Annotated in this window: 15 protein-coding genes and 1 pseudogene; 10 read left to right on the top strand and 6 right to left on the bottom strand. The window is 64.8% G+C overall.

All coding sequences use genetic code 11. The features are described from left to right. Positions 1 to 25: 25 nt before the first annotated feature. The 3 genes from BFD71_RS01500 to BFD71_RS01490 form a co-directional block, all read right to left on the bottom strand. Entirely contained in the window at positions 26 to 1,015 is a 990-nt protein-coding gene (locus tag BFD71_RS01500) for a DedA family protein/thiosulfate sulfurtransferase GlpE (RefSeq protein WP_069261507.1), read from the bottom strand. A gap of 265 nt (positions 1,016 to 1,280) precedes the next feature. Beyond that, complete coding sequence (locus BFD71_RS01495; RefSeq protein ID WP_028207914.1) at positions 1,281 to 1,526, bottom strand: hypothetical protein; 246 nt, start codon at positions 1,524 to 1,526, stop codon at positions 1,281 to 1,283. 454 nt (positions 1,527 to 1,980) lie between these two features. After that, the gene (locus BFD71_RS01490) at positions 1,981 to 3,630 is read right to left on the bottom strand and encodes a methyl-accepting chemotaxis protein (protein WP_069261506.1); all 1,650 of its coding nucleotides are present in this window, start codon (positions 3,628 to 3,630) and stop codon (positions 1,981 to 1,983) included. Positions 3,631 to 4,278: 648 nt separating this feature from the next. Here BFD71_RS01490 and BFD71_RS01485 point away from each other — a divergent pair. From BFD71_RS01485 to BFD71_RS01475, 3 genes and pseudogenes are all read left to right on the top strand, one after another. Next, the gene (locus BFD71_RS01485) at positions 4,279 to 5,178 is read left to right on the top strand and encodes a transporter substrate-binding domain-containing protein (RefSeq protein ID WP_069261505.1); all 900 of its coding nucleotides are present in this window, start codon (positions 4,279 to 4,281) and stop codon (positions 5,176 to 5,178) included. Between the two features lie 212 nt (positions 5,179 to 5,390). Then, a pseudogene (locus BFD71_RS41945) lies at positions 5,391 to 5,555 on the top strand (PKHD-type hydroxylase); the annotation flags it as partial. A gap of 134 nt (positions 5,556 to 5,689) precedes the next feature. Continuing rightward, positions 5,690 to 6,400 (top strand): PepSY-associated TM helix domain-containing protein, encoded by a 711-nt coding sequence (locus BFD71_RS01475; RefSeq protein ID WP_069261503.1) that lies wholly within the window; start codon positions 5,690 to 5,692, stop codon positions 6,398 to 6,400. A gap of 60 nt (positions 6,401 to 6,460) precedes the next feature. Here the strand turns inward: BFD71_RS01475 and cobF are convergent, their stop codons facing one another. Next, positions 6,461 to 7,234: a precorrin-6A synthase (deacetylating) gene (cobF, locus tag BFD71_RS01470; RefSeq protein WP_069261857.1), complete on the bottom strand. Its 774-nt coding sequence runs from the start codon at positions 7,232 to 7,234 to the stop codon at positions 6,461 to 6,463. A gap of 160 nt (positions 7,235 to 7,394) precedes the next feature. Between cobF and BFD71_RS01465 the strand changes: the two genes are divergently transcribed. Next, positions 7,395 to 7,982, top strand: coding sequence for a LysE family translocator (locus BFD71_RS01465; RefSeq protein ID WP_141710539.1), 588 nt, complete (start codon positions 7,395 to 7,397; stop codon positions 7,980 to 7,982). Between the two features lie 16 nt (positions 7,983 to 7,998). Here the strand turns inward: BFD71_RS01465 and BFD71_RS01460 are convergent, their stop codons facing one another. Beyond that, a complete protein-coding gene (locus BFD71_RS01460) occupies positions 7,999 to 8,826 on the bottom strand; it encodes a helix-turn-helix transcriptional regulator (RefSeq protein ID WP_069261501.1) in 828 nt (275 codons plus the stop codon). A 136-nt stretch (positions 8,827 to 8,962) separates the two neighbouring features. On the opposite strand from BFD71_RS01460, the gene BFD71_RS01455 reads away from it, so the two are divergent. The 6 genes from BFD71_RS01455 (at position 8,963) to BFD71_RS01430 (ending at position 14,790) form a co-directional block, all read left to right on the top strand. Further along, positions 8,963 to 9,514: a GNAT family N-acetyltransferase gene (locus BFD71_RS01455; RefSeq protein ID WP_069261500.1), complete on the top strand. Its 552-nt coding sequence runs from the start codon at positions 8,963 to 8,965 to the stop codon at positions 9,512 to 9,514. A 201-nt stretch (positions 9,515 to 9,715) separates the two neighbouring features. Continuing rightward, positions 9,716 to 12,085, top strand: a complete 2,370-nt coding sequence (locus BFD71_RS01450) for a HAMP domain-containing protein (protein WP_069261499.1) — start codon at positions 9,716 to 9,718, stop codon at positions 12,083 to 12,085. Between the two features lie 3 nt (positions 12,086 to 12,088). Then, positions 12,089 to 12,850 (top strand): methyl-accepting chemotaxis protein, encoded by a 762-nt coding sequence (locus tag BFD71_RS42715; RefSeq protein ID WP_141710538.1) that lies wholly within the window; start codon positions 12,089 to 12,091, stop codon positions 12,848 to 12,850. Then, positions 12,847 to 13,380, top strand: coding sequence for a hypothetical protein (locus BFD71_RS01440; protein ID WP_069261498.1), 534 nt, complete (start codon positions 12,847 to 12,849; stop codon positions 13,378 to 13,380). The genes BFD71_RS42715 and BFD71_RS01440 overlap by 4 nt, the downstream gene beginning before the upstream one ends. Before the next feature lie 17 nt (positions 13,381 to 13,397). Next, positions 13,398 to 14,384, top strand: a complete 987-nt coding sequence (locus BFD71_RS01435) for a chemotaxis protein CheX (RefSeq protein WP_069261497.1) — start codon at positions 13,398 to 13,400, stop codon at positions 14,382 to 14,384. A gap of 40 nt (positions 14,385 to 14,424) precedes the next feature. Further along, entirely contained in the window at positions 14,425 to 14,790 is a 366-nt protein-coding gene (locus tag BFD71_RS01430) for a response regulator (protein WP_028229743.1), read from the top strand. A 55-nt stretch (positions 14,791 to 14,845) separates the two neighbouring features. Here BFD71_RS01430 and BFD71_RS01425 read toward each other — a convergent pair whose 3' ends face one another. Continuing rightward, positions 14,846 to 17,167, bottom strand: coding sequence for an FdhF/YdeP family oxidoreductase (locus BFD71_RS01425; RefSeq protein ID WP_069261496.1), 2,322 nt, complete (start codon positions 17,165 to 17,167; stop codon positions 14,846 to 14,848). Positions 17,168 to 17,197 lie beyond the last annotated feature (30 nt).

The following is a 17,197-nucleotide window of genomic DNA, read 5'->3' as shown; positions in this document are numbered from 1 at the left end:
GCGGCTCGGGAGCGGGCCGCCCGGATCAGACAGCTTTAGGCGTGATGTTGACCGGGACTTCGGTGTGGGCGTGCATCTGGAGGGACTCGAGCGTGCGGCCGGCGTCGCGCCACGCGTCGAGACCGCCCAGCAGCGGCACCACATCGGTAAAGCCGGCCTCGGCTAGCTTCTTCGCCATCCAGGCCGCGGAAATTTCATTGGGGCACGAGCAGTAGATCACGAGTTTCTGGTCGTTCGGGTACTTGCCGACGATCTCGTCGAGCTTGCGCTCGTCGGCGAACAACGCGCCCGGAATGATGTACGGATCGAGCTTGCGCTTTTCTTCTGAACGAATGTCGAACACGACCGGCGGCGGCTTGGCGCCCATCGCGCGGTAAAGGTCTTCCACCGTGATGCGCGCGTTCGCGAGCTTTTTGATGAGCTGGCGGCGGCGCTGCCAACGGTAGGTCGCGTAAAGCACCAGCAGCACGGCCACCACGACGAGGGCGAAGCGGCCAAGGCGGCTTGCGCCGCTCATCAGCATGTCGATCTGCGGCGCGAACATTACGCCGACGAGCAGGCCGGTGCCGGACCACAGCGCCGCGCCGATGCCGTCGAAGCCGACGAACTGGCGGTAGGGCACGCCCATCGCGCCGGCCATCGGCACGGACACGAGCGACAGCCCCGGCACGAACTTGGCGACGGCGAGCACGCGCACGCCCCAGCGGCCGAAAAAGCGCTCGGTTTTTTTCACGCAGGTGTCGCGCGAGAGCGAGAGCTTGCAGAGCGTCTTGAGCGTGTTGCCGCCGTAGAGGCGCCCGGCCATGAACCAGACGCTGTCGCCAATCAGCATGGCGAAGATGGCGAGCCCGAGCACCGGTGCGACCTGCTGGCCGATCGAACCGGGATGCATGGCCGCCATCGCGCCGAACAACACGAGCGCGGGCATCGCGGGCACGGGCAGCCCAAGCGATCCGGCGAGCACATTGATGAACACCAGCGCAGGCCCGTATTGCGCGACGAGGTCATGTAGCATCGGCTTACTTCCGTTGCGCCGTCAGGCGAGGAACGGGAAAGATAGAAGGGTAACGTAAAGATTATGGACGTATTTCGAACGCGTGCAAGCGACCCCCTGCACGCGCGTGAGAATGCCTGCCGAGTAGGGCAGGCATATGAAAAAAGCGCCGGATTAAAAGAGAGAAACGCGAGGTGTTCGCGAGAGGCGCCCGATGAGTGGAAAGCGACAGTACGCGGCACACGAGACTGCGCGTGCCGCGTTCGTGTCGTCAGTTTCGGTGCGCTTAGCGCGTGTGTGATTCCCCGGGCAGCTCGGCGCCTTGTGCGCGAATGGCCGCGATCAGCTCGGCCGGCGTGATTTCGTAACGCACTTCGCGATGGATGCCCGGCTTGCGCTCGTCGACTTCGACCAGCAAGAGGCTTTTGCCGTCGGCCGCCGATTCGAGGCGCAGTGAACGCAGTTCGCGTCCGGTCGCGTCGTCATGCTCGGTGAGCAGGGTCATGTTTCCGGAAGACCCGGTCGTGCGCATTGATGTTGTCCTCGTGCGTTGGGTGGTCGAGCCATTGTACGGGGTCGGCTGCGCGGCGTGTTCATGCAAGTGAGCGCAGACACACACAGCGAGATCGCTGTGCCGCGACCCTGGCCAGCCAGTGTAACGCGACTCGCCGGCGCAACGCCCGTTTTTGCGCGCCCTGCAACGGGCCATGCGAAATGCGTTGCGCGTTGCACCGCTGTCATGGTTGCGAAGCAAAGCGATGCCAGGCGCCAGGCGTGCGCAACAGAAAAAACGGCCCACCCGGGCAGGCCGGGCGAGCCGTTGAAACGCCGTTGTTACTCGGATCAGCAAACCGGGGTACGGCTTGCTGACGGTTTTCATGGTGCCGCCCGCGCGCCGCACTGTCGAGATGGGACTAACGCCGATCTCTCAGACCAATAGACGGAGCCACCCGACTGCGTTTGCGGCGCGGCGTGCGAGCCGGTCGTTACGCTGCGATCTCCTCGGCCGCTTCGGCAAGATTGACGCTCTGGCGGCGCGCCGGGGTGCGGGCGGGCTTTGCGCGCTTTTCCGCTTCGGCGCCTGCCACGGTGAAGAGGCGCACGGCCTCGTCGAGCACGTCGGCCTGCTCGGCGAGCCGCTGCGCCGTGGCGGCGGCCTGCTCGACGAGCGCGGCGTTCTGCTGCGTGGCGCTGTCCAGATGCGCGACGGCCTGATTGACCTGGCGGATGCCTTCGGCCTGCTCGCCGCTGGCGTTCGCGACCTCGGTGATGATCGACGAGACGCGGCTCACGGCTTCGTCGATCGAGCGCATCTGCGCCGTCGTGTTGCCGACGAGACGCGTGCCCTCGGCGATCTCGTTGACGCTGGCGTCCACGACCTGCTTGATCTCCTTGGCCGATGCCGCGCAGCGCTGCGCGAGCATGCGCACCTCGCCCGCCACCACGGCGAACGAGCGGCCGGCCTCGCCCGCGCGCGCGGCTTCGACAGCGGCGTTGAGCGCGAGGATGTTGGTCTGGAACGCGATGCCGTCGATCACGCCGGTGATGTCGCTGATCCGGCGCGATGCGTCGGTGATGCCCGTCATCGTGCGCTCCATCTGCGCGGCGATCGAGCCGCCCTCGGCGGCGGCGGACTGCGCGTCGCGTGCGAGATCGAGCGCGCGGGCGCTGGCTTCGGCGTTGGCCTGCACGGTGGTCGTGAGCTGATCCATCGTGGCCGCGGTTTCTTCGAGCGATGCCGCCTGCATTTCGGTGCGGCGCGAGAGATCGAGATTGCCGCTCGAGATTTCGTGCGCGGCGTCGAGCATGCCGTCGATCTGCGAGCGCACGTCGAACACGATCGCCGTGAGATTGGCCTGCAGCTGATTGAGCGCCTGGAGCACGTCGCCGAGATCGTCGTTTGTGGCGACCGCGAGCGTGGCCGTGAGGTCGCCCGCGGCCATGCGCGTGGAGGCCGTGGTCATCTGCGCGAGCGGTGCGCCGAGGTGGCGCGTGGTCAGACGCCAGGCGCCGAACGCACACAGGCAGGCCGCGCCGAATGCACCCCAGAACGGCAGCGGCGGCAGGCCCTGCCAGGCGGCGAAGCCGGCCGCGGCGAACACGGCGGGCACGGCGCCATAGCCGAAGGCGATACGCGTGGCGATGGGCACGCGCAGGACTGACTGCAATGCGCCCACGAGGCCTGTGCGCACCACGGAGCCGTGGCGCAGCCGCACGCCTTGCAGACGGCCCTCGCGCATTTGCGTGTAGAAGGCTTCTGCCGTGCGGATTTCCTCGCGCGTGGGCTTCACGCGCACGCTCAGATAACCGACCACCGTGCCCTGCTCGGAGACGGGCGTTACGTTCGCGCGCACCCAGTAGTGGTCGCCGGACTTGCGGCGGTTCTTGACGATCGCGGTCCAGGGATGGCCATCGCGCACGGTCTCCCACAAGTCGGCGAACGCTTCGGCCGGCATGTCGGGATGACGAATGATGTTATGTGCCTTGCCGATCAGCTCTTCTTTCGTAAAGCCCGACACCGCGACGAACGCAGGATTGCAGTACTGAATGCGGCCCTTGAGATCGGTGGCCGAGACGAGCATCTGCGAAGCGGGATAGTCGAATTCCTGCTGCGTGACGGGTTGATTGTTGCGCATGAGATTCCTTCGATGGGGCCGCTTGAGACCCAACAACACAGCCAGGCATAACGGCATTTCCCTTACAAACTTTAGGGGTATGCGCGCGTGAGGCAGGTCTGGTCCGATCCGCGCGCAGCGAGAAAATCCGTTGTGCTATCAATGGATTGGCGCGGATGTTGGGGGGTGTATGCACAGACTTTTCCCCGTTAACTGTGGACAAGTCCAGTGCCTCCAAAACGTGCAACTTCTCTGTCGCCTGGCGCATTGACGTTTGCGATCAGGGACTTAGGTTCGCTGTCCAGAAGTTGTGCACAGGGCTGCCAACAAAATCTGTGGAAAAGACGGGTGCGTTTCGAGGCGCTGCGAGACGGTGTTGCCGCGCTTGGGACCGCCGTGGGTTAACCGAAGCGCATCAAGGACTTGATGCGGTCTTCCAACGGTTACGCACAGGGCTGCCAACAAAATGTGTGGACAAGTCATGGCGTGCGGAACGGTTCGTGTTGCCAACGAAACCGGCCTCGACGGCGCGCTTCGAACGACGCGCCTCACCGGCGACTTAACCTTGAGTTATGTCGTCGTAACCGATTTCAATTGCCGCCTCGCTGCAAGGCATGAATACTCGGGTGCGGCGCACGAAGCGCCGACGGACCATCCGGAGGAGACTAAATGAAAAAAGTTGCAACGCTCGCAGCAGTCGTCATGGGATGCACGTATCTCGGGCCGGCTCAGGCGCAGGACGCCACGAGCGCTACTCTGAAAAAAATCCGCGATACAGGCGTGATTGCCCTGGGCGTGCGGGAATCGTCAGTGCCGTTCTCCTACTACGACAGCGAGCAACACACGATCGGCTATGCGCAGGACATCGCGCTGAAGATCGTCGACGAGGTGAAAAAGGAGCTGAAGCTCGACAAGCTCACGGTCAAGGAAATTCCGATCACTTCGCAGAACCGCATTACGCTCGTGCAGAATGGCACGATCGATATCGAGTGCGGTTCGACCACGCACACGAAGGATCGCGACAACCAGGTCGCGTTCACGAACAGCTTCTTTCAGTACGGCGTGTGCCTGATTGCGAAAAAGGATTCCGGCATCAAGGATTTCCCCGATCTCGCAGGCAAGACGGTCGTGACCACGGCGGGCACGTCGGAGGACCGGCTGCTGCGCGAGATGAACAACGACAAGAAGATGGGCATGCAACTCATCGCCGCCAAGGACCACGCGGAGTCGTTTCTCAACGTGAAGACGGGGCGCGCGGTCGCGTTCGTGATGGACGAGCCGCTGTTGTACGGGGCGCGGGCCAAGGAGGCGGACCAGCAGGACTACGTGATCACCGGTACGCCGCCGCTCTCGGAGGTTTATGGCTGCATGGTGCGCAAGGACGATCCCGTCTTCAAGAAGCTGGCCGATGGCGTGATCGCTCGCATGCAGACTTCGGGTGAAGCGCAGCGGCTGTACACGAAGTGGTTCACGCAGCCCGTGCCGCCCAAGGGGATGAACCTGAACTATCCGTTGTCCAACGAGAATCGGGCGCTGTTTGCGCATCCGAACGATCGCGCGCTCGACTGATCGCAGGTTTTCAATGCGGCGGCCGCAAGCGCACGGCCGCCACGCATGGCCGCGTAGATGTGAAGGTTCGAAGTCCCGACGACTGCGCCGAGCTTTTCCAGCATGAAGAAAATCGATGTCGCCAGCGGTGTCGCTAAAAGCCAATTCCATTTGAAAGAAAATACAAAATATGGAATGATATCGATTCTCATTACCGTGGAACCCTCCCCAGCCCCAACCAGGTCTATGCGCTGCTCTTGAACCGCTGCGAAGGCGGCATGACGTCCGGCAGTCCCGTGGATGGTGCAGTGCGTGTGCTGCCCAACGCCGTGAAAACTGCGCGCCGACGTTTCCTGCACGCTCTTTCTCTCGTCGCCGACGAATGCGACGGCGGCGAACCTGGCTTCACATTGCTGCTGCTGTTGATCGGTCTCGGCATGCAGGACTGCTGGCGCGCCTGCCGTTTCTCACGCGCGCGCTCGAGTGGGCGGGAGTGGCCTTCCTGCTGTACGTTGCGACTCTGGAGTGAAACATGAGCTTTTCCGATACCGCCGAGATCGACGCGCCGGCAACGCCGCGCGCACGTCTCGACGCCGAACGGCGCGACGAGCGCGCGAAGCGCTCGCGCCGTGCGACCTTCATCAAGTGGTTGCGCAAGGTGCACGGCTGGGTGGGCCTGTGGGGCGCTGCGCTCGGCCTGCTGTTCGGCGCAACGGGATTCGTGCTCAACCATCGCGCTGAGCCGCTGCGCATTTCGCCGGGCGCGCCGCAAGTCTCGACGGTGCAGATTGCCGTGCCCGACCCCGCGCCCGAAACGCCGCGCGAGATGGTGAAATGGTTGCGCTCTCAACCGGATCTGAAACTGCCCGCGCGCATGGGCCGCGTGCAGAAGGAGCCCGAGCACAACGTGGCCTGGGGCGATCGCCAGGTCGTGCAGCCCGAGCACTGGCAGATCATGTTCACATCGCCCGGCGAGAGCGTGATGGTCGAGTACTGGCTGGGCAACGACAAGCTCACGCTCAAGCGCAACGACAACTCGCTCGTCTCGACGATCACGAATCTGCACAAGGGAACGGGGATGAGCGTCGGCTGGGTGCTGTTCATCGACAGCTTCGCCGGGGCGCTCATTCTGCTTTCGCTTACGGGCGTGCTGCTGTGGACTGAGCTCAACAAGCGCAAGACGTTGGGTGCCGTGCTGTTGTTCGGCTCGATTATCGTGGCGGTATGCGTGGGCCTGGCGTAAGCCTCAACGTGTGAACCCGGCAACGGGCGCGAACGTCGATGTTCGCGCCCCGTTCTTCTTTCAGTCTTTCACGCCGCGCTTGCGCAGCAAGTACGTGTCCATGATCCATCCGTTCGCTTCGCGCGCCTGGCCGCGAACACGGACGATCTCGTCTTTCACGTCTTCCAGCCGGCCCGCCATCAGGATCTCGTCCGGGGTGCCGACATAGGCGCCCCAGTAGATATCGAGTGCTTCGCCCGCGATCTGCGCGTACGCGTTCTGCGCGTCGAGCATGACCACCGCGCTGTCCACGTCGTGCGGAAAACCGCCCTCCGCGAGCCGCCTTCCCGTCGTGATGCTCACCGGCTTGCCGATGAAGTTGAGCGGCACGCGGTGCTTCGCCGCGAGCGCCTGCACGCTGCTGATGCCGGGGATCACCTCGAAGTCGAACGCGAGCCGGCCATCGGCCAGGATCGAATCGAGAATGCGGATCGTGCTGTCGTAGAGCGACGGGTCGCCCCAGACGAGAAACGCGCCGCATTGGCCGTCGGTCAATTCCTCTTCGATCAGGCGCTCGAATACGCGCTGTTTGTCGCGGTTGAGCTCGTCCACGGCGGCCTTGTAATCGAGACCTTCGTCGCGGCGCCGCTCGGGGCTCGTGGCCTCCACGATGCGATAGTCGTGGTCCTTGATGAAGCGAGCGCAGATTTCCTTGCGCAGCGCGACGAGCTTGTCCTTGGCCGCGCCCTTGTCCATCACGAAGAACACGTCGGCTGCGTTGAGCGCTTCGATTGCCTGCACGGTCAGGTACTTCGGATCGCCCGCGCCGATGCCGATGATGAGGATCTTTTTCACGTTGCAGTTCCGGAATGGGAGTCGTCGGTGCGGCGCAATGATAGCGCGGGTTCGGCGCGGTGCCGCGCTCGCCGGCAGGGCAATTTTCTTCAATACGCCGGCGGCGCGCGCGTCTACCCTCGACGCATATTGATCGCCCATGAGCGTAGCGAGGAAAACCGTGAGCACTGCCTTGTCGATGGCCGCCTTCGCGCTGGCCACTTCCATCACCCCTGGACCCGTCAATATCGTTGCGCTGAGCGCGGGCGCGCGCTACGGGCTGCGCGCGAGCCTGCGCCACGTCACCGGCGCGACCGTGGGCTTCACGTTGCTGCTGCTGCTGATCGGTCTCGGCATGCAGGAGCTGCTGGCGCGCCTGCCGTTTCTCACGCGCGCGCTCGAATGGGCGGGCGTGGCTTTTCTACTGTACGTCGCCTACCGGCTCGCGACCGACGACGGCCGCATCGACTCTCCGAACGCGGCGCGCGGTCCCTCGCTGATGGTGGGCGCCACGATGCAATGGCTCAACCCCAAGGCGTGGCTTGCCTCGGTGGCGGGCATGGGCTTATATGCGGCTTCCGGCGAAAATGCGCTCGTCTGGCAGTTCGCCGCGATCTATTTCGTGGTGTGCTACGTGTCGATTGCGTGCTGGGCGTGGGCAGGTGCGTCTCTGCGCCAGGCCTTGCGCGAACCGTCGCGCGTGCGTTTCGTGAACCGCGCGATGGCGTTGTTGCTGGCGGGCAGTGCGGTTTGGCTCGTGCTTGCCTGAGCGCGCGGCGGCGACGTTAGCCGCGATACTGGCCCGGCGTTGCGGCAACGAACTGGCGGAACGCGCGCTGCAGGTGCGCCTGATCGGCGAAACCCGCTTGCGCCGCAACATCGGCAATGGCGTGCCCTTGACGCAGTTGCGCGCGGCTGAACTCGATACGCCGGTTCACGACATACGCGTGCGGCGTCATGCCGTATTGCTCGCGAAACGCGCGAATGAGGTACGAGGGCGAAAGATCGGCGGCGGCGCAGATTTCTTCGAGTTTGAGCGTGCGCGTGTAGTTGCCGTCGATGAATTCTGCTGCGCGCGCGAGGCGCTCGTTCGGTTCGCGTGCGCTGACCGGTGCCGGATTCAGGGACTGCTGGAGCCTCGAGAAATAGGCTACGACGGCGCATTCCTTGCGCAGCGCCGACTCATTCGTATCGACGAGCAGCTCGTAAAGCGCGTTGAGCCCGTCGAACAAATCGCGCTCCCAGCTCAAGGTCTGTTCGAACGGGCGAAAGGCCTCGTGCGCGCCGAAGCCCAGGTCGTGCTGCAGATTCGCGAGCCACGCCGTGTCGAGATAGAACATGCGGTAGGCCCAGGGCTCGTCGGCGGCCGGGTTACAGGCGTGCACGACTTCCGGGTTGATGACCACCACCGCGCCCGCGCTGATATGCGAGAGCGTGCTCCCGTTCAGGTAGGTGCTGCGCCCGCCCGTGACCGCGCCGATCGAGAACGTGCCGTGTGCGTGACGGCCGTAGCGGACCTTGCGGCCGTCGGCGATCGCGCGCACCTCGATGAACGGCAGGTCAGCGTCGCGCCAGAAGTAAGGTTGTGCGTCGGACGTCGTGGCTTGCGGCATGGGAGACCCCGGAGTGATGCTGCGCGCATCGAGCGACGCAGGTGGTCCATCTTAGCGCAACGCGAGCAGGCAGGCGGGACGTGATAGGCTTGTTCGAATCGCAGGGGTCATTCCCTTTCCATGCCAGGCGCTGCACATGAACGAAACGAAGCCGACGAAGCCAACGCTTACAGCGATTCGCCCGCTGACCGAGCAGGACGCCGAGGCGTTTCACGCCATGCGTTTGTACGCGACCAGAAATAATCCCGCCGGCATCGTCCCGACCTATGAAGAGGAATCGAAGCGCACGCCCGAAGAAAGCCGCGCCCGGGTGCGTGCCACGGAGAACCAGGTCGTATTCGGCGCATTCGTGGACGACACGCTAGTCGGCATCACCGGCCTCATGCGCGAGCCGCGCCGCAAGCTGGCACACAAGGGGCTCATTTGGGGCGTCTTTGTCGATCCTGCATGGCGAGGCGCGGGCATTGCGAGGCAATTGATGGAGGGCGTCATCGCTCACGCTCGTGCGCTAGGCTTGCTCCAGGTGCAACTGGTGGTGAGCGTGCTGAACCCCCGCGCCCAGGCGTTCTACCGCTCGTGCGGCTTCGTGCGCTACGGAGTCGAGCCCCGCGGCCTGTACCTCGACGGCGAGTACGCCGACGACGAACTGATGGTGCTCTTTCTCGACGACCCGGCCGTTCCCGACTGAGCGCCGCGGCGCGGCCGGACAATGCGCAACGCAGAGCGAACGTCAAGTGTGGCGTAACGCACAGTGCGCTCGGGCGAATTATGCGTAGTCATCATTTCGTCATACCTGAACGTCGATAATCCACCGCGAATAATTGGCCGACGTGTCCCGAGCTGCGCAACCATAGCGCAGCCGGCGCGACGAAGGCCCGGGGATTTCGACATGACCATTCGTCACCGCATCACGCTACTCATCGTCCTGATGTTCGTCGCGCTGTCCGCCATCGGCGGCTACGCGGCCTTGCAGGCCCGCCGCAGCGCCACCGACGTCCGCCAGGTTACCCAGGGCGTCGTGCCGAGCGCTCTCGCTTCATCCGACCTCGTGTCGCTCGTGAAAGACGTGCAGCTCGCGACCATGACGCTCGTCTACGCACCCGACGCCACGGTCGCGTCGCTCGCGCAAAACGAACTCAAGGACAAGGAAGCCGCGTTGCGCGCCGCGCTCGACGTGCAGCGCAAGGCGGCAGCCAGCCATGCGCAGGAAGGCCTCGTTTCGCAGGCGCAGGAAAGCCTCGCGAACTACTTCTCCGCGATCGACGACACCGCGAAGATGAAGGCGAGCGGCAAGAACGACCTCGCGCAGGCCTATCTCTTCGCGAACGTCGCGCAGTACCGCGACGAACTCGAAGGCATCGTGACGACGATGCGCGTGGAAAAGAACCGCCAGAAGGACGACGCAATCCGCACGCTCAACGGCACGCTCGACACCACGACGAGCGCGATCGCAGGCGTGACGGGCGGCGCGGTGCTGCTGCTCACGCTCATCGGCGCGCTGCTCTACCGCCAGATCACGCGACCGCTTTCGCGCATGCAGGCTATGATGAGCGAGATCGCGTCCAGCCAGGACTTCACGCGCCGCGTGCCCGTGGGCCGCATGGACGAAATCGGTCATTCGATCGTCGCCTTCAACGGCATGATCGAGAAGATCCAGCAAAGCTCCGCGCAGCTCAAGCGCAAGACCGCCGACATTCAGGCGATGCTGCAGAACATGCAGCAGGGCATTCTCACGGTGGTCGAAGGCGCGACGATCCACAACGAATATTCGGCGTATCTAGAAGCAATCTTCGAAACGAACGAGATTGCGGGCCGCTCGCTGATGGACCTCGTGTTCTCGCACACGGATCTCGACGCCGACACCCTCGCGCAAATCGACGCCGCCGTGCACGCGTGCCTTGGCGAAGACGACGTGAACTTCGCCTTCAACCAGCATCTGCTCGTGAACGAAATCACGCGCATGCTGCCCGATGGCCGCGCGAAGGTGCTCGACCTGAGCTGGTCGGCCATCACCGACGAAAACGACGTGGTCGTGCGCCTCATGCTGTGCGTGCGCGACGTGACGGAGTTGCGCGAACTCGCGGCCGAAGCGGGCGAGCAGAAGCGCCGCCTCGAAATGATCGGCGAAATTCTCGCGGTGAGCGAAGAGAAGTTCCATCACTTCGTGGAAAGCTCGACGAGCTTCATTCACGAGAACGAGCACATCATTCGCCAGCACGACTGCGCGGACACGAGCGCGATTGCCGCGCTGTTCCGCAACATGCATACGATCAAGGGCAATGCGCGCACGTACAGCCTGCAGCATCTCACGGGCGTGGTGCACGAAGTCGAGCAGCGCTATGACGCGTTGCGCCGCGAGGACACGAGCCACGCGTGGGACCAGCAGGCGCTGATCGCCGATCTGGAGCGCGTGAAGACGGCGCTCGAGCACTATTCGAGCATCAACGAAGTGAGCCTCGGGCGCGGCCCGCGTGCGGCTGGCGCGCAAAACGGCGCGGCGAGCCTCACGGTCACGCGCGAAGCGATCGAAGAGACGCTGCGCATCGTCGATCGCACTGACGACAACGACCTGCCGGCCCTGCGTGCGATGCGCGCCGAACTGCGCGCTACGCTGCGCGCCATCGGCACCGAGCGCGTGGCCGATGCGCTCGCGGGCGTGACCGGCTCGCTGCCCTCGCTCGCCCAGGAACTCGGCAAGGTGGAACCGGTGGTGCGGATCGCGGACAACGGCTATCGCCTGCGCAGCGAGGCCGCCGGCACGGTGAAGAACGTGTTCATGCACCTGCTGCGCAACTCGCTCGACCACGGCATTGAGATGCCGGCGCAGCGCCGCGCCATCGGCAAGGACGAGTCGGGTCACATCGACATCGACGTGAACGTGCACGACGGTGCGCTGCAACTGACGCTCGCCGACGACGGCCGCGGCCTTGCGCTCGCGCGCATTCGCGGCATCGCGGTGGAGCGCGGCTGGCTGCAGGCCTATGAAGCGGTGAGCGACGACGTGATCGCGGCGTTCATTTTCCGCCCCGGCTTTTCGACGGCGACGAGCGTGACCGAAGTCTCCGGCCGCGGCGTGGGCATGGACGCGGTGCGCGATTTCCTCGAACGCGAGGATGGCGCCATCGAACTGCGTTTCACCGATGATCGCGCGGGCGCCGATTACCGGCATTTCCAGACCGTGGTGCGTTTGCCGCAGGAGTGGGCCGTCAAGGTGGCGAATGCAACGCAGGCAAAGCAAGAGGAAGCGCTGGCGGGCTAGCGCATGGCGGGGGTGGAAGTGGTCTTACCGTATTTGATCGAAGGTGCAGCGCTTATCGCGCTGGCGGCCGGCGCGGCTGTCCTGTGGGGCAAGCGTGCGCAAACGCACGCACGTGAGGCAGCGCGCGCGCAGGATGCCGCGCACGCAGCCACGCTTGCACAGGCTCAAGCGCACCACACGGCGCAGCAGGAAGACGCCGCACGCGAACACGAGTCGCTGGCTGCGCAGATCGAGTCGCTGCGCGCGGAACTCGCGCAGCGCAGGTCCGTGGCCGACGCACTCGAAGCGGCGCTCGCCAGCGAGCGCGCACAGCGTGACGACGCCATGCAGCACGCGGCGCGCATCGCGAGCGAGGCTGCGCGCCTGAAGCTCATGTCGTCGACGTTCGAGCGCTGGCACGAGCAGATGATCTCGCTGATGGCGCAGAACAACGACATGCACAAGAAGAACCAGGAGCTGTCGTCGATCGTGAGCCATGTGCTCATCGTCTCGCTCAACGCTTCGATCGAAGCGGCGCGCGCGGGCGCGGCCGGCCGTGGCTTCTCGATCGTGGCGGGTGAAGTGCGCTCGCTCGCCACGCGTTCGCAGGAACTCTCGAAGAGCTACCGCGACAGCCTGAACCGCAACGACCTCATCACGGCCGCGACGTTCCAGGACATTCAGGCGGGCGGCAAGATGATCGCGGCGACGCTCGCGAGCGTGGAAGCGTCGACGCAGCAGCTGCATCACCAGCTCGAAGCGACGCGCGCCGGGGCGCACGCATGATCGGCACGCAAGCGAAAGACAGCATCGAGCGGATTTTTTTCGCGGCGGCGCGCATGCGTCTCGTGACCGACGCGCAGCACAGCTGTGAAATCGAGCCTCGTGCGGGCGACGCGCCCCAGGGCGAGCACCTGGTCGTGCTCACGATTTCGTCGATGCAGTTCCGCCTGCTGTTGCTGCTGCACTTCGAAGATGACGAGCGCACGCGGCGCTACTACGTGGGCGACGCCGCGCGTGCGCTCACCGAGTGCTTCATGGAGTTCGGCAATCTGTGCTGCGGGGCCATGAACCAGCGGCTGGTCGAGCATTTCCCCGACCTCGGCATGTCCACGCCCTATGCGCTCAGCAGTGGATGTCTGCCGTATCTGCGCGAACTGAAGCCGGATTACGTGCAGTCGTACGCGCTCACGATCGATCACGACGTCCGGCTTGGCGCCACGCTGTGCGTCTGCACGCAGGCGCCGCTCGATTTCGTGGCGAGCACCGCCGCAGTCGAAGTGCACGACAGCGCGGGCGAACTCGAGTTGTTTTGAAGGCAGAGAAAGGAAACATGAACACGAACAAGCCAGTCAGCAAGCTGTTGCTGCTGGAAAGCGATACGGCGCGCGCCGAGGCGATCGCGCAAACCGCAGCCGCACACGATTGCGTGTGCGTGTCGGTGCGACGCGATGCGCTCTCTGCGGCGCTGAAGACGCACTACGACCTGGGCGGCGTGCTGCTCGGCGAGGACTTCGGCGGCTCGCTCGAAGCCGCGGCGGCGGTGGCCGTTGCGCTGGAAGCGGAACGCCCCGAACTGCCCGTCGTGCTGCGCCGCGCAGCGAACGGGCACAGCGATGCGTTGCCCGAGCCGTTGCGCCGCCTGCCGTGCGCGAGCTGGCACGAAAGCGATACCGAAACGTTGATCGCGGCGCTCGAAGCGCACGTGTTCTCGCACGATTATCCGGACCCGCTCGTGGACGGCATCACCGACATGACGCTCGGGCGCCTGCGTGGCCTCTTTGCCGGACTCGAGGTGAACTGGGACACGCCGAGCATCGTGCGCGACCGCATCATCTTCGGCGAGGTGTTGACGCTGATTCCGATCGAGACCGCATGGTGCCGCGGCTGGCTTCTCATGCAGACCGAGGAGGCGCCGCTGATCGAACTCCTGCCGCCGCGCGCGGGCCGCGATGAAGCGAGCGACTTCCGCGACGTGAACGGCGTGCTCGCCGAACTCACGAATCTCGTGTGGGGTGCGTTCCGTAACCGTTATCTGGGTAACGCACACGCAGCCGGCGAGGCGGGTTGGGGCCGCGCGCAGGTGCAGGTGCCGCTGCTCATCAATCATCGGCGGCGCTATTTGTCGTTTGGCTCCGACAACCCGCAGCTGTGCATCAAGTACCGGCTCACGTGCCCGGATACGGGCCGCGAAGTGGTGATCGACCAGCGGTTCGTGTTCAGCCTCGGCTGGTCGCGCGAAGGGTTTGACGAGACGGCCGCTCAGGCCGCCGCCGCTGCCGTGGAAGAGCAGGCCAGCGGCGAACTCGAATTATTTTGATCAAATGCGCGCCCAACGCGGCGCAACAGAGAGGGACAGCATGGCAAAGATTCTGGTGGTGGACGATTCGAGCACGGTGCGCGACGAAGTGGCCGGCTTTCTGCGCAAGAACGGTCTGGACGTGGACACGGCCGTGGACGGCAAGGACGGCCTGGCGAAGCTGCGCTCGAACCCCGGCGTGAAGCTCGTGGTGAGCGACGTGAACATGCCGAACATGGACGGCCTCACGATGGTCGAGAAGATTCGCAGCGAACTCGCGAATACGGCCGTGAACGTGGTCATGCTGACCACGGAAAGCAGCCCGGCCATGAAGGAGCGCGGCAAGGCGGCTGGCGTGCGCGGCTGGATCGTGAAGCCGTTCAAGGGCGAAGCGGTGCTGGAAACGTTCCGCAAGCTCGCAAGCTAAGCGCAGCGCATGCAAAAACGCCCCGGCGCCATTGCCGGGGCTTTGGGATCAGACATCACGCCGCGATGGCGTGATCGATAGCCTTCGCCGGGGTCAGCAGGACCGGAATCGACTTCGAAGTCGGCGTGCCCGCGCCATCGGCGATGGACGAAAGCGGCACGAGCGGATTGGTCTCGGGATAGTACGCGCCGAGGCAGCCGCGTGGAATGTCGTACTCCACCAGCATGAAGTCCTCGACGTGGCGCTCGACGCCGTCGTCCCACACGCTCGTGATGTCCACGTGCTGGCCCGGCTCGAAGCCGAGCATCGTCATGTCTTCGCGGTTCGCGAACAGCACGCGGCGCAGGCCGTACACGCCGCGATAGCGGTCGTCGAGACCGTAGATCGTCGTGTTGTACTGATCGTGCGAGCGCGTGGTCATGAGCGTCATGAGGCGCGGACCGTGCTCGGCGCGCGCGCGATGAATGGGCGTATCGAGCGCGATGGCGTGCACGACGAACTGTGCCTTGGCGCTCGGCGTTTTCCACACGCGCTCGCGCGAGGCCACACCCAGGTGGAAGCCGCCCGGGTGCTTCAGGCGTTCGTTGTAGTTCTCGAAACCGTCGAACACTTTTTCGATGCCGTCGCGGATCTTCGCGTAGTCGGCGGCGAGGTCGAGCCAGTCCACCTTGTCGCTGCCGAGCGTGGCGTGCGCCATGCGCGCGACGATCGCGATTTCCGAAAGCAGATTCGTCGAAGCGGGCCGGTTCATGCCGTAGGAGATGTGCACCATGCTCATCGAGTCCTCGACGCTCACGCCTTGCGGCACGCCGTTCTGCAGGTCGATCTCGGTGCGGCCGAGCGTGGGCAGAATGAGCGCGTCGCGGCCGTGAACGAGGTGGCTGCGGTTGAGCTTCGTCGTCACGTGCACCGTGAGCGCGCACGCGCGCATGGCCTCCCACGTGCGCGGCGTGTCGGGCGTGGCGATCGAGAAGTTGCCGCCCAGGCCGATGAACACCTTCACGTGGCCTTCGAGCATCGCGTGAATCGTTTCCACGACGTCGTAGCCGTGCTCGCGCGGCGGCTCGAAGTCGTAGGCCTTGCCGAGACGGTCGAGGAACGCCTGCGTGGGTTTTTCCTCGATGCCCACCGTGCGGTCGCCCTGCACGTTCGAATGGCCTCGCACGGGGCATAGGCCCGCGCCGCGGCGGCCGATATTGCCGCGCATCATCATGAGGTTCGAAAGCAACTGGATCGTCGCCACCGAATTCTTGTGCTGCGTGAGGCCCATGCCCCATGTCGAGATGACGGCTTTGCCCTTCACGTAGATGTCGGCGAGCTTGAGCACCTCGTCGATCGGCACGCCCGCTTCGGCGACGATCGTGTTCCACGATTCGGCGCGCAGGTCGGCGGCGAATGCGTCGAAGCCCACGCAGTGTTCGGCGATGAAATCGACGTCGAGCACGCGCTCCGTGCCTTGCGCGAGCGCTTCGTCGTCGAGTTCGATCACGCGCTTGGCCACGCCCTTGATGAGCGCGAAGTCGCCGCCCACGCGCGGACGGATGAACACTGAGCTGATCTGCACGCCCTTGGGCGAGAGCATGTCGAGCGTGTGCTGCGGGCTCGCGAAACGCTCCAGCCCGCGCTCCTTCAGCGGATTGATCGAGACGATGGTCGCGCCGCGCTTCGCGCATTCGCGCAACTCGCCGAGCATGCGCGGATGGTTCGTTGCCGGGTTCTGGCCGAAGATGAGCAGCGTGTCGGCGTGCTCGAAGTCGTCGAGCGTGACCGTGCCCTTGCCGATGCCCACCGTGCCCGGCAGGCCGCGGCTCGTGGCCTCGTGGCACATGTTCGAGCAGTCGGGGAAATTGTTCGTGCCGTACATGCGCACGAAGAGCTGGTAGAGGAACGCGGCCTCGTTGCTCGCGCGGCCCGAGGTGTAGAACGCGGCGCGGTTCGGGTCGTCGAGCGCGTTGAGGTGCTTCGCGATCAGCTTGAACGCGTCGTCCCACTCGATCGGCACGTAGCGGTCCTGGAGCGCGTCGTAGACGAGCGGATCGGTCAGGCGGCCGTGCTGCTCCAGTTCGTAGTCCGACTGCGCCATCAGTTCGCTAACGGTGTGCTCCTGGAAAAACTGCGGCGTCACGCGCTTGCTGGTCGCCTCCGCCGCCACGGCCTTCACGCCGTTCTCACAGAATTCGAACGTGGAAGCGTGCTCGCGGTCGGGCCACGCGCAGCCGGGGCAGTCGAAGCCGTCGGGCTGGTTCTGCTTGAGCAGCGTGCGGTAATTGCCGCCCGTCACCTTCTCCTTGATCAGGTTGATGGCGACCTGCTTGAGCGCGCCCCAGCCGGCGGCGGGATGATGATACGGCTCGATGCGACCTTGCGGCTTCTTCATGATGCGGTTGGCTTTTCGTCTTCCAGGGCG

Origin of the sequence: Paraburkholderia nodosa (assembly GCF_001718195.1) — a bacterium.
GTDB lineage: Bacteria > Pseudomonadota > Gammaproteobacteria > Burkholderiales > Burkholderiaceae > Paraburkholderia > Paraburkholderia nodosa_A.
The sequence above is the reverse complement of the archived record's forward strand: the minus strand, read 5'-3'. Positions and strand labels throughout refer to the sequence as shown.

Coding starts and splice junctions, on each gene's coding strand:
- BFD71_RS01500 (WP_069261507.1), bottom strand. CDS start 1,015: ATGCTACATGACCTCGTCGCGCAATACGGGCCTGCGCTGGTGTTCATC.
- BFD71_RS01495 (WP_028207914.1), bottom strand. CDS start 1,526: ATGCGCACGACCGGGTCTTCCGGAAACATGACCCTGCTCACCGAGCAT.
- BFD71_RS01490 (WP_069261506.1), bottom strand. CDS start 3,630: ATGCGCAACAATCAACCCGTCACGCAGCAGGAATTCGACTATCCCGCT.
- BFD71_RS01485 (WP_069261505.1), top strand. CDS start 4,279: ATGAAAAAAGTTGCAACGCTCGCAGCAGTCGTCATGGGATGCACGTAT.
- BFD71_RS01475 (WP_069261503.1), top strand. CDS start 5,690: ATGAGCTTTTCCGATACCGCCGAGATCGACGCGCCGGCAACGCCGCGC.
- BFD71_RS01460 (WP_069261501.1), bottom strand. CDS start 8,826: ATGCCGCAAGCCACGACGTCCGACGCACAACCTTACTTCTGGCGCGAC.
- BFD71_RS01455 (WP_069261500.1), top strand. CDS start 8,963: ATGAACGAAACGAAGCCGACGAAGCCAACGCTTACAGCGATTCGCCCG.
- BFD71_RS01450 (WP_069261499.1), top strand. CDS start 9,716: ATGACCATTCGTCACCGCATCACGCTACTCATCGTCCTGATGTTCGTC.
- BFD71_RS42715 (WP_141710538.1), top strand. CDS start 12,089: ATGGCGGGGGTGGAAGTGGTCTTACCGTATTTGATCGAAGGTGCAGCG.
- BFD71_RS01440 (WP_069261498.1), top strand. CDS start 12,847: ATGATCGGCACGCAAGCGAAAGACAGCATCGAGCGGATTTTTTTCGCG.
- BFD71_RS01435 (WP_069261497.1), top strand. CDS start 13,398: ATGAACACGAACAAGCCAGTCAGCAAGCTGTTGCTGCTGGAAAGCGAT.
- BFD71_RS01430 (WP_028229743.1), top strand. CDS start 14,425: ATGGCAAAGATTCTGGTGGTGGACGATTCGAGCACGGTGCGCGACGAA.
- BFD71_RS01425 (WP_069261496.1), bottom strand. CDS start 17,167: ATGAAGAAGCCGCAAGGTCGCATCGAGCCGTATCATCATCCCGCCGCC.